7 protein-coding genes are annotated in these 15220 nt (G+C 59.9%); 6 read left to right on the top strand and 1 reads right to left on the bottom strand.

All coding sequences use genetic code 11. The annotated features are described in order from the left end of the window. The first annotated feature begins 3 nt into the window (after nucleotides 1–3). Together ACWRN3_RS00365 and ACWRN3_RS00360 are read left to right on the top strand one after the other, a co-directional pair. On the top strand, nucleotides 4–1884 hold the full coding sequence (locus ACWRN3_RS00365) for a site-specific DNA-methyltransferase (protein WP_476739559.1): 1881 nt from the start codon (nucleotides 4–6) through the stop codon (nucleotides 1882–1884). Beyond that, complete coding sequence (locus ACWRN3_RS00360) at nucleotides 1884–5021, top strand: type III restriction-modification system endonuclease (protein WP_476739558.1); 3138 nt, start codon at nucleotides 1884–1886, stop codon at nucleotides 5019–5021. The genes ACWRN3_RS00365 and ACWRN3_RS00360 overlap by 1 nt, the downstream gene beginning before the upstream one ends. 1117 nt (nucleotides 5022–6138) lie before the next feature. Here ACWRN3_RS00360 and ACWRN3_RS00355 read toward each other — a convergent pair. Beyond that, nucleotides 6139–9258 carry a DEAD/DEAH box helicase gene (locus ACWRN3_RS00355; RefSeq protein ID WP_476739806.1) on the bottom strand — a complete coding sequence of 1040 codons (3120 nt, stop codon included), beginning with the start codon at nucleotides 9256–9258 and terminating at the stop codon, nucleotides 6139–6141. A 172-nt stretch (nucleotides 9259–9430) separates the two neighbouring features. Between ACWRN3_RS00355 and ACWRN3_RS00350 the strand changes: the two genes are divergently transcribed. The 4 genes from ACWRN3_RS00350 to ACWRN3_RS00335 all read left to right on the top strand — a co-directional run bounded on the left by ACWRN3_RS00350 (nucleotide 9431) and on the right by ACWRN3_RS00335 (nucleotide 15149). After that, complete coding sequence (locus ACWRN3_RS00350; protein WP_476739557.1) at nucleotides 9431–11611, top strand: McrB family protein; 2181 nt, start codon at nucleotides 9431–9433, stop codon at nucleotides 11609–11611. Between the two features lie 2 nt (nucleotides 11612–11613). Then, nucleotides 11614–12708: a 5-methylcytosine restriction system specificity protein McrC gene (locus ACWRN3_RS00345; RefSeq protein ID WP_476739556.1), complete on the top strand. Its 1095-nt coding sequence runs from the start codon at nucleotides 11614–11616 to the stop codon at nucleotides 12706–12708. 192 nt (nucleotides 12709–12900) lie between these two features. Further along, nucleotides 12901–13467 carry a hypothetical protein gene (locus tag ACWRN3_RS00340; protein ID WP_476739555.1) on the top strand — a complete coding sequence of 189 codons (567 nt, stop codon included), beginning with the start codon at nucleotides 12901–12903 and terminating at the stop codon, nucleotides 13465–13467. Further along, nucleotides 13464–15149, top strand: a complete 1686-nt coding sequence (locus ACWRN3_RS00335; RefSeq protein ID WP_476739554.1) for an NERD domain-containing protein — start codon at nucleotides 13464–13466, stop codon at nucleotides 15147–15149. Before ACWRN3_RS00340 ends, ACWRN3_RS00335 begins: the two co-directional genes overlap by 4 nt. Nucleotides 15150–15220 lie beyond the last annotated feature (71 nt).

The raw sequence follows: 15220 nt of genomic DNA, 5'->3' as shown, positions 1-15220 counted from the left end.
GGCATGACGTCGCCAGACCTGACCGACGCTAACATCGCCAAGCTGGCTGAGCTGTTCCCAAACGTCATGACTGAGACGCTCGACGCCGACGGCAACCCGAAGAAGGCCATCGACTTCGACCTCCTGCGCCAGGAGCTCTCTGACCACGTGGTCGACGGCCCCCAGGAGCGCTACCAGCTCGACTGGCCCGGCAAGCGCGCTGCAGCCTTTGCCGCCAACGCTCCCATCGCCAAGACCCTCCGACCCGTGAGGGAGGAGTCAGTAGACTTCGACACCACCAAAAACCTCTTCATCGAAGGCGACAACCTAGACGCCCTCAAGCTGCTCCAGGAGTCCTACCTCGGCCTGATTAAGCTCATCTACATCGACCCTCCGTACAACACCGGCAACGATTTTGTCTACAACGACGACTTCGCGGAGACGACGGCCGAGTACCTTCTGAGGTCAGGACAAGCTGACGATAGCGGAGCACGACTGAGCGCGAATCCTGAGTCAAACGGACGTTTCCACTCCGACTGGTTAAGCATGATGTACCCGCGACTCAAACTCGCACGCAATCTCCTCGCAGAGGATGGCCTCATGTTCATCAGCATCGACGACAGTGAGGCTGCCGGACTAGCGCAGATCGCCGGCGAAATTTTCGGCCGGGACAATGTGGTCGCTGCAATTGCGTGGGAGAAGCGTTACACCAGAAGCAACAATGCGAACGCGTTCTACTCCGTGAAGGACACGGTCCTCCTGTGCCGCCGCTCTGCCGCGGCGGGGCGCATCAAGGAAGTTCGCGGCGATGGCGCAGCCGACATCTACGGCAATCCCGACAATGATGAGCGGGGACTTTGGACCAGCTCGTCATACGTAAATCCAGCGACGAAGGAAGCCCGCCCGAACCTCGCGTATCCAATCACCCGCCCGTTGGATAATGTGACCATCGAGCACCCCTCGCACGCTTGGAAGTTCAGCCAGTCGGAACACCAACGCCATGCTAGTGACAACAGGCTTTGGTGGGGGAAGGAGGGGACAGCCCAGTACCCGCGACTCAAGGTTTTCCTTTCGGAGCTGAGCGAGGGTATGGTGCCAATCGATCTCTGGTCACATGAGGACGCTGGCACAACCGACGCTGGCGGCGCGGAGATCAAGGAACTATTCGGCGCCGCCGTCTTTGACTTCCCGAAGCCAACTAGTCTGATCAAGAAGATCCTCGGCATCTATGTGCCGCCGTGGGCGGATTGGGCCGAGGACTTCATCGTCCTCGACTTCTTTGCGGGCTCATCGACAACGGCCCACGCGGTGCTGGCGCAAAACGCTGCCGATGGGGGGAGCCGCCGCTTCGTAATGGTGCAGTTGCCGGAACCGTGTGGGCCAAAGTCCGTCGCAGCGAGCCAAGGGTACGAGGACATCGCTGGACTCAGCCGTGAGCGTATTCGCCGTGCAGGGAGCAAGGTTATCGAGGAGGCCGGGCTGATGGCCGGCGCTATTGACGTCGGGTTCCGGACCCTCCGGCTAGACACGACCAACATGGCAGACGTGCTGCGCACTCCGGAGGAGACTGACCAACAAATGCTCTCGGGCCTAGAGAACAGCGTAAAGCCCGGGCGTTCGGGAGAGGACCTCCTGTTTCAGGTCTTGCTCGACTGGGGTCTCGAACTGACCATGCCGATCACAGTCGAGCAGATCGACGATCACGAGGTCTTTGTCGTCGAGGACGGGGCGCTGATTGCGTGCTTCGACGCGGAGGTCAGCCGGGACCTTGTCCGCAGCATAGCGAAGCGGGTGCCCCTGCGCGCGGTCTTCCGCGATTCCGGATTCGCCTCGGACGATGCCAGAATCAACGCGCAACAGATCTTCCACGAGGTGTCCCCAGCAACGGACGTAAAGGCGATCTGATGGGGATGAAGCTCCAATTTAAGGTTCAGCAATACCAGACCGATGCCGTCGACTCCGTAGTCCAGGTCTTCGCAGGGCAACCCAAACACGACGGGATGTCGTACCGGATCGACCCCGGCAATGCGAGGCTGGCCGCAAACCCAACATTATTCGGGACAAGCCAGACACCTGACTCAGGGCTGCGAAACGCGGAGATCGCGCTCTCCGGTGTGCAGCTTCTGGAGAACGTGCACAAAGTGCAGCGGTCCCGGAACCTGCCGCTCTCGGCCAAGGTCGTCGACAGCAAGGCAGCGCCGGGGGCCCCAAACCTCGACGTAGAGATGGAAACGGGGACGGGTAAGACGTACGTCTACATCAAGACGATCATGGAAATGCGCAAGCGCTACGGCTGGTCGAAATTCATTATTGTTGTCCCTTCCGTAGCGATCCGCGAGGGTGTGAAGAAGACCTTCGATGTCACGGCCGAGCACTTCCAGGAGGTTTACGGCACGAAGCCACGCTCGTTCGTCTACAACTCCTCACAGCTCCACGAGCTGGAGCGGTTCAGCTCGGACGCCGGCGTGCAGGTCATGATCATCAACATCCAGGCCTTCAACGCCACTGGGAAAGACCAGCGGCGCATCTATGACGAGCTCGACGACTTCCAGTCCCGCCGCCCGATTGACGTTATCAAGGCCAATCGCCCGATTGTCATCATTGATGAACCCCAGAAGATCGGCGCAGACAACTCACTCAATGCTCTTGCGCAGTTCAACGCGCTCATGATGCTGCGCTACTCGGCCACCCACAAGGTCGAGCACACCAAAGTCCATCGGCTTGACGCGCTGGACGCGTACAACCAGAAGCTGGTCAAGAAGATCGCGGTCCGCGGCATCACTGTCAAAGGCCTAGCCGGCTCCACCGCTTACCTGTACTTGGACTCCATCGAGATCGCCAAGGGCGCCAAGCCCAGAGCCAGGGTTGAGATCGAAGTGCAGACGATGGGTGGCACCATCAAGCGTCAGGTAAAGCGCCTCGATATGGGTACCAACCTGCACGACCTATCCAATGGAATTGAAGCCTATAAGGGCCTCTTTGTTACCGAGATCGATGCCAACCGCGACGTGATGGAGCTGAGCAACGGTGACACCGTCATCGCCGGCCAGCTTGCCGACCGCGACGTGACCGAGGAGACGAAGCGGCGCATCCAGATTCGGGAAGTGATCCGCGCCCACCTCGACAAGGAGCGCGAGCTCTTCAGCCGGGAGATCAAAGTGCTCTCCCTTTTCTTCATCGACGAGGTCACTAAGTATCGCGACTACGACCGCGAGGACACACTCGGCGATTATGCCCGCGTGTTCGAGGAAGAGTACACCGCGGTCCGCGACGATGTGCTAAGTGAGCTCGCCGTCGACGAAGCAACGTCTGCCTATCAGGAGTATCTCCGCCGGGATGACGCCGGAGCCGTGCACGAGGGTTATTTCTCCATCGACAAGAAGACTAAGCGTCAGGTCGACGGCAAGGTCAGCGGCAGGGGGGACGACAAGGGCCAGTCGACCGACTCGGACGCGTACGACCTAATCCTCAAACAAAAGGAACGCCTGCTATCGTTCGAGGAGCGGGTCCGCTTCATCTTCTCGCACTCTGCTCTGCGGGAGGGCTGGGACAACCCAAACGTATTTGTGATGGGCATGCTTAAGAAGAGTGACAACACCATCTCCCGCCGCCAGGAGATCGGACGTGGCCTGCGCTTGGCAGTCGATCAACATGGCGAACGCATGGACAACCCGGTTACCGTGCACGACATCAACGAGCTGACCGTGGTAACGGACGAGACGTACACCGACTTCGTCGCCGGCCTCCAGAAAGAGATCGCAGAGTCCTTGACCGCGCGGCCGCGCAAGGCGAGCATCAAGTTCTTTACGGGTAAGACAATTCAAACGCCACGAGGCGAGTCGGTCGTCGAAGAAGCTCTGGCGCAAGCCCTGTACAAGTACCTCATCAAGAATGACTACCTTAACGAGGACGACACCGTTTCTGAAACCTACAAGCAGGCAAAGGAAACCGGGACTCTTGCCCAGCCGACCTCGGCGGTGCTGCAGCCGGTAATCGACTTCGTCTGGCCCCTCGTGGATGCACTGTACGTCGACGTGCCCCTACCGATCGATCACCGCAAGCCAAAGAGAATTCCGCTCAATGAAGTGAATTTCGCAAAGAAGGAATTCCAAGCACTCTGGAGTCAGATCAACCACAAGGCCGTCTACCAAGTCGAGTTCGACTCCAAGGAGTTGATCCGTAATTGCATTTCGGCGCTCGACAAGCACTTGAACGTGACCGCCATGCAATACGTGGTGCAGGCTGGCCAACAGCGTGAGTCGCTGGAGGCCGACCACCTTACCAGCGGGGGCGGGTTCACAGTGTTGAGCACGCAAACCCACACCGAAAAGGTCAGCGCCGGTTCTCAGGTGAAGTACGACTTGCTGGGGGAAATCACAGAGAAAACGCAGCTCACTAGACGCACTGTCGCCGAGATCCTCAGCGACAGTGCACCAGGAACTTTCGCTAAATTCCGGCTCAACCCGGAGCAGTTCATCACGGAGGCCGCCCGCCTCATCAACGAACAGAAAGCGACGGTCATCGTCGAGCACCTGGCATACGATGCGCTGGAGGACCGCTTCGATTCGGCGATTTTTACCGAGAATCAGACAAAGCAGGACCTCACTCATGCGGGAAGCAAGCTGACGAAGCACATCTACGACTTCGTCATCACCGACTCGAAGATCGAGCGCGCGTTCGTCGAGGAGCTGGACACCAGCAAGGAAGTCGCGGTCTACGCGAAGCTCCCGCGCGGGTTCTTCATCCCGACCCCGGTCGGGGACTACAACCCGGACTGGGCGATTGCGTTTACCGAGGGCAGCGTCAAGCACGTCTACTTCGTCGCCGAGACCAAGGGCTCCCTGTCGACCCTCCAGCTCAAGGGCGTTGAAGACGCCAAGATCGAATGCGCACGCAAGTTCTTCGCGTCCCTGAACGAAAAGAAAGGTAACGATGTCAAGTATGACGTCGTCACGGACTACAGCGAGCTCATGCAGCTCGTTGGTCCGAACGTGCAGGTGTCTCTACAAACAGAGTTCGCCACGCCGGGCGATGCAAGCTGACCTAACGTGAAGCGAAGTCTTGCTGCGGTTACTCTCGACCATCCATTCCGCAGCAAGGCCAAGTTCTGATAGAACGCGAGAGCATTAGCCGCGCAGCCCGAAACCAGCCGGCTCCTGGCGAACGGTCTGCGTCAGTGCACCGGAGTCAGCGGCGCTTCCCCGTGCCTTGTGAAGCGCCAAGCCTCACCCTGCGCCAGCCGCCATCGGTTTCGATGTCCTGCCGAGGGGCGTCTTGAAACAACGTCCAGTGATCTTCGTCTCTTATGCGGTTCTTAGGCAGACTGAAGCCGCCGGTGGCCTTCCTACTCGGAAGCGTGTCGGGACGTTCCCTGTTTCCAGGGACAGGTCGTTCTGATGGCTTTATTTGCAGCGTCGGTCGGGGTGAGGGCTTCGGGCTTTTCTTACGGGCTATAACTCTTCCTCTAGCCCCCTGACCAACTCTTGGTGCCGCTTTTGCCGAGAGGTTTACGGCCGCCTTACCCACACCGCTACACAAATTTCCTTTGCTATTTGCATGCTTCGTAACCCTTCCAGCCAGAGGTCTGGCCGCCAAGATTCTGTTGCAAGCAGGACACTGCCATTTTGAGTCGCTTGCGCCAGCCGAAGGCGCCATCTTTCTCCCAAGGAAGTCGAAGATTGAAACATTGACCAACCTACGACACCAATAGCGGGCATGCATCAATTGCGGGACCTTCAAGGCGCGTGTCGCCAGCGCGAACGCCAGTGTAACGCGTACCAAGGTAAAGGCCGACGACAGATCGAAATATCAGCGTCGTTTTCCGGGTCCTGGAGGTTAAGATGGTGTTGGTCAGATACTTGTTGAGCCGAGTTCGGGTGAGCCAAGGTTCGGCCTGAACGACCTTCGTATACGAACCCGCTCTCCCTGCCTCCACCGGAACATATTGGCCCCGTCTTCCATCTATGTGTTGGCATTCGTATAGGCCTGTCTGGTTCAGGTTCAATGATTACCGGATTCATTTGTGTCTCGACAGTGGAGAACGGACGTCCGGATGAGGAACAATATCGGCCTCGAGGACTCGAGTGATCAGGGATCCTGGCATCGTCACTCAAGGTGCCCAAGGCTTTTTCACGCATAGGACACTTCCGTGCAATCGATTCACTGAGCTACCGCCGCCGCCGTAGCGAATACATCTGCGGGCATCGCCCGGTGCAGCTTCCAAGTTATGGCGATCGGTTTCTCGCCAGTGTGCTGAACGTAGTCCGCCTGACCCAGGCACGTGTAGGGAACTGTCAGCCCGGTCTCGTCGTCCGCTGTATCCCTGGTGAAGATCAGAACCTTCGAACCGTGCGAAGCCCGGTCAAGATAGCGGCGTCCTGTGGGACTTCTGGGTGAGGTCGCGTTCTGCGACTCCCAGTGAAACAGCTCCGGGCTGATGGCGTAGTCCTTGTACATTGTGGTCGCGGAGTGCTTCTTGTCGTCCTTGTTCAGAGTGACAAAGAAGGCATCGGTGGACGTGGCCGAGCACCAAGCGACGCCCTCCCGGTGCTGCACGTTCTTCCCCTGCTCCAGCGAGCCGTAGTGCAGGGCCGCCAAAACCTCCTCCCGTCTGTAGGTGGCGTGCGACAGCAACGGGATGTGCTGCAGCCCTGCGCCCAGGCTTTTCGCTGCATGTTTTGATGCGGCCACGCCAAGCTTGACCACCTGGCGGATCTCGCGGCACACAAACTGGTAGCCGCGCAGGTGGTCCAGGCCGTCGTCGTACGTCTTGAATCCTCCGCCGTCATCCCACAGCGTGAAGAAAAGCATCCGCGCGAAAGCCTTCTCACGCATGCCGAGGTCCGCGTAGCGGGGCGCGTCGGGGGCAACCAGCATCGAATAGGCGGCGGCGCGTTCCGGATCGTCCACGTGAATCAGCGCGGCCATGCGGCCCAGAAGCTTCTTTTCCTCCGCGTCCGACAGCTCCTCGAGCTTCCCCCGCAGCACGGTCTCCAGGGGTGAGAGTCCTTCGATCAGCCCAGCCTGCCGGAGGTAGCCGGTCCATGAGTCCCTGGTGGACCGGTAGATCGTCTTCATGTCATTCCCCGACCGCTCCAGATAAGCCTCCAGCTCGGTCTCGGCACACGAGGCGATGTCCCGGACCAACTGCGCCCGGTTGAACCGCAACTGTGCCTTGATGTTGTCCAGCACCACCTTCTGCGCCACCCGGTCCAGCACGATCTGCGAGCCGGACGGCAGGTAGGGGAACTCGTCCTCGACGGCCTTCTCCAGCTCCTTGCGGCCGTAGCCGGTCAGCGCCCGGTAGCGCAGATCAAAGCGGAACTCACGGCGCTGCTGTCCGATGAAGTCCAGGACCGTCAGCACCGCTTTGCCCTCCGCACGGCGCAGCCCGCGTCCCAGCTGCTGAAGGAAGACCGTGGCGCTCTGCGTGGGCCGGAGCAGCAGGATGGCGTCCACCTGAGGGAGGTCCAGGCCTTCATTGAAGAGGTCGACGGCGAAGATGCAGTTGACCTCCCTCTGCCCCAGACGGCTGAGGGCTTCCTCCCGGTCAGCATTGTCAGTAGTCCCGTCGACGGCGACGGAGGCAATGCCCGCCCGGTTGAACACCTCCGCCATATAGCGGGCGTGCTGGACGGAGACGCAGAAGCCGATGGCCCGCATCTGGTCCGTGCTGGTGACCTTGTCCCGGAGTTCGCGGATCACCTTGGCGGCGCGGGCGTCGTTGCCCGTATAGAGGGCGCTCAACTGGGTGGTGTCGTAGTTGCCACGCTTCCACTCCAACTGACTCAGGTCGACGTCGTCCGAGACGCCGAAGTAGTGGAACGGCACGAGCAGGTCGGCGTCCAGGGCGTCCCAGAGCCGCAGTTCGCTGGCGGTCCGGCCGTCGAAGAACTGCTTGGCAACGTCGACGCCGTCGCCGCGTTCCGGCGTGGCGGTGAGCCCGAGGAGCTGCTGCGGGTGCAGGTGATCAATCAGGCGACGGTAGGTGGGCGCCATGGCATGGTGGAACTCATCGATAACGACGACGTCGAAGAAGCCAGGCTCCAGCTGCTCGATGCCGAGGGAAGACAGCGACTGGACGGACGCGAAGATGTGCTTCCACTCCTGCGGCCTGTGCTCCCCCACGTAGAGCTCACCGAAGGCGCCGTCCTGCATGACGTCGCGGTAGGTGCGCATCGCTTGCTTCAGGATCTCCTGGCGATGGGCGACGAAGAGTAGTTTGAGGTCGCTTCCGGCAGCTTCCCGGAGCCGTTTGTAGTCCAAGGCCGCGACAACCGTCTTCCCGGTGCCGGTGGCCGCGACCAGGAGGTTGTGATTGAAGCCTTTTAGGCGCTCAGCTTCCAGGTCCTCCAGCATCTCCTCCTGGTGAAGGAACGGCTGAACCTCAAGACCGGTGGTTGCATCCGGCGCCGCTGTTCGACGGCCGCCGTTTCGTTCCAACGCAGCGTCCAGCTTTTCGCCGTCACGCTCCGGATCATAGCTCTGAAAAGCCCGCTGCTCCCAGTAGCTGTCGAAGGTGACCTCAAACTTCTGCAGGAGGGCGGGTGTTGCGACGGAACTAAGCCGGACGTTCCATTCCAGCCCGTCCAGGAGTGCAGCCTGGCTCAGATTAGAGCTGCCGACGTAGGCGGTGTCGAAACCCGTGTTGCGGCGGAACAGCCAGGCTTTGGCATGCAACCGAGTTGCCTGCGTTTCATAGCTGATCTTTACCTCGGCCCCGTACCGGTTGACGAGCTCGTCAATGGCGCGGCGTTCGGTGGCGCCCATGTAAGTTGTGGTGATGACCCGGAGCTTGGCGCCGCGCTCCTTGAGCTGCTCAAGGGCTGGCTCCAGGAGCCTCAGGCCAGTCCACCGAACGAAGGCACAGAGAAGGTCAACCGTATTGGCGGACTCCATCTCCGCCCGAAGCTCGGCGGCGAGGTTGGGGTCGTCCTTGCTGTTTGTGAGAAGCGCGGAATCGGACAACCTCGTGGTGGGCCGGCGGAGTTGCCGGCGCTTGAGAGTGTCCGGGCGATGAAGCGACTGGAGCACTGTGGGGCCGTCTACGATGCGGTCCGTTTGCTGCAACGCTTCGAGCAGCCCGTTGGCCAGGGCGACTCTGGCAGCCGGCGGGGCGGAGGTGAGAGCGTCACGAACGACGTCGGCGACATGACGGGAGAGGATATCAGGGACGTCATCGTCTTCGACATCCACGAACAGGGGCTGCAGTTCTACGTTGCGGCCCAAACGCTGGCGAAGTAGGTCCGTTGTCAATAATTCGTACAAGCCTTCGGGCAGCTGCTCCGCCGCCACGCCCCCAATGGAATTAGTCACTGGGCCAGGTTAGCGTGCAAGACTGCAAACGATACGAAAGACCTCAAAGCGTCGTTCATTCAAGATTGCCCGGCGTGGTGGTCTAATGATCTTTGGCCCGACCGGGCCGTTACATGAACACAGGAGTTCCCGAGGCATGTTGTCAGAAGAGGTAAATACCCCGAAACAGAACTGGTTCGTCGGAGCGTTTTTCTCGGATCGGGATCCCCAGGACCAAACTGCCCGGTTTCTGGCTGAAGGAATCTGGGAGAATGGTTTTGAGGACCGCCACCTCGACGTCGTGAAATCCATGCGCCCTGGCGACCGCATCGCGATAAAGGCGAGCTACGTGCGGAAGCACGGCGTCCCTTTCGACACCCGGGGCCACCTCGTCTCAACCATGGCCATCAAGGCAACGGGACGTGTCACGCGAAACCACGGCGATGGCCGCAGGGTCGACGTGGACTGGAACCCGCTGGAGCAACCCCGCGAATGGTACTTCTACACGGGACGGGCAACCATTTGGAAGGTGGCCGCCGGGAGCTGGATGAGCGAAGCGCTGATCCGCTTCGCCTTTGACAATGAGCAGCAGGACATCAGCAGGTTCCGCAACGATGCAGCCTGGTCCAAACGGTTTGGCGATGAGGACCCGAGTCCCGAAGAGGACTTCCAGTGGACGCCGTTTTATGAAGAGCTGGCCACTGCGTTGCTTTCATATAAGGATCGTCGGGGCGAGCTCCTGGCAGCTCTTCAGAACCTCCAGACGCGTCACGAGAATCTTAACTACCTGACGGACAAGGATGAGAACGGTGTTTCCATGCCGCTTGACGATATCTGCCCGTTCACTCTCTTTGGATCCTTCAACCGCGGGATTACCCATTCGAAACGTACGGCTTTGGCCGGAGACTGGGCCAAAGCCTTGGGCGTGTCAACGCCTCCGCCTACTGCTTTCGATGCAATACCACTGCTAAACAATCAGAACTCTTGGTTCTTTTCCTATAAGCCTGAACGGGCGCCTGGTGATATCGATGCGCTATGGGACGCTTTTGAGGCAGCGCTTCACCTGGCCAACTCCTCTGAGGATCAAACGCGAATTAGGTTTGCCGAAGCCTACGACCGTGCCCGCGGTATTCGGGGTGTCGGCGGGAAACTGAGTATGGGCCTCTTTTGGATCCGCCCTTGGAACTTCTTGCCCCTAGACGGCCAGTCGCGAAATTACCTTAAGACTGCTCTGATGTTGGACGGCAACTTGTTCCAGGCGGACGGCAGCCGGTACCTGGACATATTGGACACTCTGGTAGCCAAGTTCGATGACCCCGAATATCCGGTGCATTCCTTCCCGGAGCTCTCGTGGACCGCGTTTCTGGACCCGTCCGGGCGGACCGATTCGAGTGAGGAGGAGGAGGACAAAAATCCGGTGGAGTTGGCACCAGCTTCCCCGACTAAGCCCTATACAGTCTCCGACATCGTCCTCGACGGATGCTTCGTGTCTGAAACGGAGCTGACGGACATTCTGGCGCGCTGGCGGTCGAAGAAAAACATCATCCTTCAAGGCCCTCCCGGGACGGGCAAGACCTGGCTGGCGCGACGACTGGCTTACGCATTGATCGGCAGTAGAGACCTGAAGTCGGCTATCCGGGCCGTGCAGTTCCATCCAAACATGTCGTACGAAGACTTCGTACGAGGGTGGCGTCCCGGCTCTGACGGCAAGTTGACCTTGGTGAATGGGCCTTTCCTTGAGATGGTTGAGCGCGCAAACGCAGCCCCAGAGGTGCCTCACGTCGTTCTCATAGAAGAAATCAACCGGGGCAACCCCGTCCAGGTTTTCGGTGAGCTACTCACTCTCATCGAGGCCGGGAAGCGCTCTCCCCGGGAAGCTCTCCATCTTGCTTATCCGCGTGCATCCGACGAGACGGTCCATGTGCCCAGCAATCTCTACATCATCGGCACGATGAATCTCGCGGACCGTTCCCTTGCCATTATGGATCTGGCGTTCCGCCGCCGATTTGGCTTCGTTTCGCTAGCACCTGCCTTGAACGACAGCTGGTTGCAGTGGATGCAAACCAAACACAACGTTGAAATAGAGCAGCTCGTAAGCATCCGCAGCCGCTTTGAGACTTTGAACGTAGCCATCCGGGACGATGCGACGCTGGGTCCAGAGTTTATGCTCGGCCACAGCTTCGTGACGCCGCCTGCAGAGGAGCGCGTGGATTCATACGTCAGCTGGTTCCGAACGGTTGTAACAACAGAAATTGCTCCCACGCTCAAGGAATATTGGTTCGAAGATCCGTTATTAGTCGAGGGTGAAGTGTCAAAGCTCGTGGAGGGTCTTAGTTAGCAATGGATCCGGACGCTTTCGTGGTCGTTTCCGGAAACACCCGCATTCCAGTCAGGAACATTTGGTTGCTTTTGCTGTACGCTTCCGAGTTTTACAAGGCTGGAGGCACGTCGCTAAGCGGCATTGAAGATTACCCCGAGCGGCTCCCAGACCTACTGGGCGAAATACTTGTCGCAAGCGTTGAAGACCGCCTGAAGAAGCCCCTAACCCCCGAGTTTGCTTCTACAGAAAAAGACCTCAGGCGCGTCCGGGGCCGAATCGACGTCTTGCGTACAGAATCTCATCAGCTGCTAAGCCGCGGGCAAGTGGCATGTCGCTTCGAGGAATTGACCGTGGACACGCCCAGGAATCGGCTGATTCATTCCGCTTTGACGGTTTTGGCCCCCCTGGTCGTCTCTAAAGCGCTGGGCCACCGCTGCCGAACCGACGCTAGGCGGTTATTCGATCTCGGCGTCAGGGCCGCCGGCGCTCGGTCGACTGTTCGTGACACGACCGTTCGGTTCTCTCGGAACGATGTCCAGGACCGGGCCGTACTGCTCGCGGCTCGCCTGGCACTGCAGCTGGCATTGCCAAACGACGAAGGAACTGGAGGGCTCCGACGTGCACACCTCAGCGACACGGAATTCCGAAGCCTTTTCGAACGGGCCGTCGCCGGTTTTTATGGAGTTGCAGCTATCCAGCTTGGCTGGAAAACGCGAAGGGCTCAATTCATCTCCTGGAACGAAAGCAACGAAACTTCAGGTGTACACGTACTGCTTCCAAAAATGAAGACTGACATGACGCTTGAGAACCCAGGCATAAACCGGAAAATCATCGTTGACACGAAGTTCACCTCGGCTCTGACTACTGGCCAATTTGGCGGTCAAACATTTAAGAGCGGCTACCTCTATCAGATTTACACGTATGTCCGAACCCAGGAAAACCCGGCGGACGAACTGTCGCTCTCGGCGGAGGGCATGCTCCTGCACGCCTCCGTTGGGAGGTCGATACGGGAGAGCTTCTACACGGGTGGCCACCGGTTCACCGTAGCTACGGTAGACCTGGGGAAGTCCGCTGAGGAAGTCCGGCGGCAACTGCTTGAGGCCATTGAACTCTAGGACGCAGTGACGCAGGTCGAATTCAGGACATTTCTGAAGGCGCGATCCAGGCTGGCGAATAATGTCAGAGCCGGCTGATACAAATGTGACCTGAAGCAACTTCTGAACTCAGCGCGGCAATGCCACGCCGCTGTGGCCGGAGCCTAAGAACCGTGCGCGTTTCAATGCGCAGCAGTGGAAAGATTGATACCCGTGATGGAAATGCTCAGCGGAGCCAGCGTAGACACATTCAGGAATCTCGTATTGTCCGTTGCGGTGGTTGTCGGCTTCCTGTTTCTACTCGGAAGCCGTGTGTCCACTCCCCTGACAATCGCCGCCAGGCTTGTCACCGCCGCCACTGCAGGTACGGCGGCCTTTGCTGCGGCCAATCTCGCGGTGGTCTTCTACATCCTTGCGCACCTCATGGATCCGCGCTGGTCGGTCGGGAGAGATGCAACGCTTCAGAGCCCTGAACTGTCTGCAGGACCGTTCTTCCAGCCCGTCACCGACACCTTGAATGACATCCTGGACGGCCTGACGGGCAACTTAAATAATGTCATTGCCCTGAAGAACGCGTTCCTCACCATGCCGGAATTTATCATCGCGGCGGGCTGGGCGTCCTTCGCACTGGTGGGCTTTGCGATCGCGAATCGCATTCTTTCCTCGATCATCGAAAAGAAACAGATGAAGCAGATCGACCGGAATACGCAGGACCTTGCTGACATCCGCGCCCAGATTGGGTTGGCCGCCTTCCAGGACACCAAGGTTAGGGCGCAATGAGGTGCATTCCGGAAGAACCGGAGTTCGGCGAGGGACACCACGCGGAGAAGGCCGTCTGGACCGCCCTGCGGAACAGCGTCCCCGATGACTGCGTCCTGGCCCACTCGGTCCATGTCCGCGACGGCCGGAACGAATACGAAATTGACCTGCTGGTCCTCTGGCCCAACGTTGGCATGGCTGCGATCGAGGTCAAGGGCGGCCAGGTCAGCATCACGGACGGGCAGTGGTACCAGTCGGACCGCACCCAGAGACGCAAGATCCAAAGCCCCGTGGCGCAGTCGCAGAGCTCACTCCACGCCCTCAAGAACTGGCTGGAGAACCAGCTCGGTGCGCGCCTGAGCAGCCGCTGCGTCTACATGGTCAGCCTGCCCTATACCGACGTGCCACGGAACTGGACCATGGCTGGCTGCCCTCGGTCACTTCTCCTTGACCAGACCGACAGCAAGTCCCCGGCTGAACTCGTCCGCCAGGCCATTGAAATCGAGGGCGGCGGCGCCTCCCCGCTGGCCCCGGCCTTCCTGGAACGCATCGTCCGCAAGCTTGGCGGAAACATGGACACCGCCGTCGTACCTTCCACCACATCCCAGGAGGATGAGGCAGCGCAGGACCATCTCACTGAGCGCCAGTCCGTGCTGCTTCAGGCCACCCGCGCGCTCCCCCGGATCCGCTTCACCGGCGGCGCCGGCAGCGGAAAGACCTGGCTCGCCGTCGAAAAGGCCCGCATGCTCAGCAAAGAGGGCAAGCGAGTGGGCCTCTTCTGCTACAACAAAGGTTTGGGGCAGTACCTTCAGGACCGCGTCGCAAGCTGGCGACAGGCCAAGCCGGTGTTCACTGGCGAGTTCCACGAATACGTGCGCGGACTCGGCGTCCCCGATGGGCAGGGACAGGACTATTTCGACGTCGAGATGCCCCGCCTCCTGAAGGAACTGGCAGCCGGGATGGCGCCGCGCGAGCGGCTGGACGCCGTCGTCGTCGATGAAGCGCAGGACTTCGCACCCCTGTGGTGGGACGCGCTGCTCGCCTGCACCACCGCTCCCGAGGCCGGTGAGGTTTACGCCTTTATGGATGACCGGCAGGACGTCTACCAGCGGTGGGGAGGCGCGACGGCGGACCTCACCATTGGTCCGATGGCCACGCTGGTGCCCATCCACATCGACGACAACCTACGCAATACCCGTAAAATCGCCGAGACCTTCAAGCCCTTCGCCGGCGCGTATTTCACACCCCGGGGCAGCACCGGCCTGCCCGTTCGTTTCGTGGACTGCCCAACCGAGGAGGCGCTCCAGGTCGCCGATGACTGTGTGGATGCCCTAATTGACGAGGGCTGGGCGAACAACCAGATCGCGCTCCTCACTACGAAGGACCGCCACCCCATCCATTTGGACTACTTCAACCGGGGTGCCACGGAGGAATACTGGCGGGACTTCCACGCCAACGACGGTGAGTTCTACGGGCATGTGCTGGGGTTCAAGGGCCTGGAGCGGTCCGTGGTTGTCCTTTGCGTCAACGGGTTCAAGGACATGGGCAGGGCCCGGGAACAGCTCTACGTCGGGTTGTCCCGGGCGCGGAGCCTACTGGTCGTTGTGGGTGATTCCGGGCTGCTGGAGGAGGCCGGCGGCCGCGAACTGGGGCTTGCGTTGTCGCGAAGCCAAGCATGGAAGCCGGCGCTGGAAGACGGTTAGTGGCGCTGCTCACCTAAATTGTCGGTGCCTCGCAATACTCTTCAGGCACCAGATCAGAACCGTCCAATGGG

The sequence above is a fragment of the Pseudarthrobacter sp. rb genome (assembly GCF_056389225.1).
Note: the sequence above shows the minus strand (reverse complement) of the source record. Positions and strands in the feature narration are given on the sequence as shown.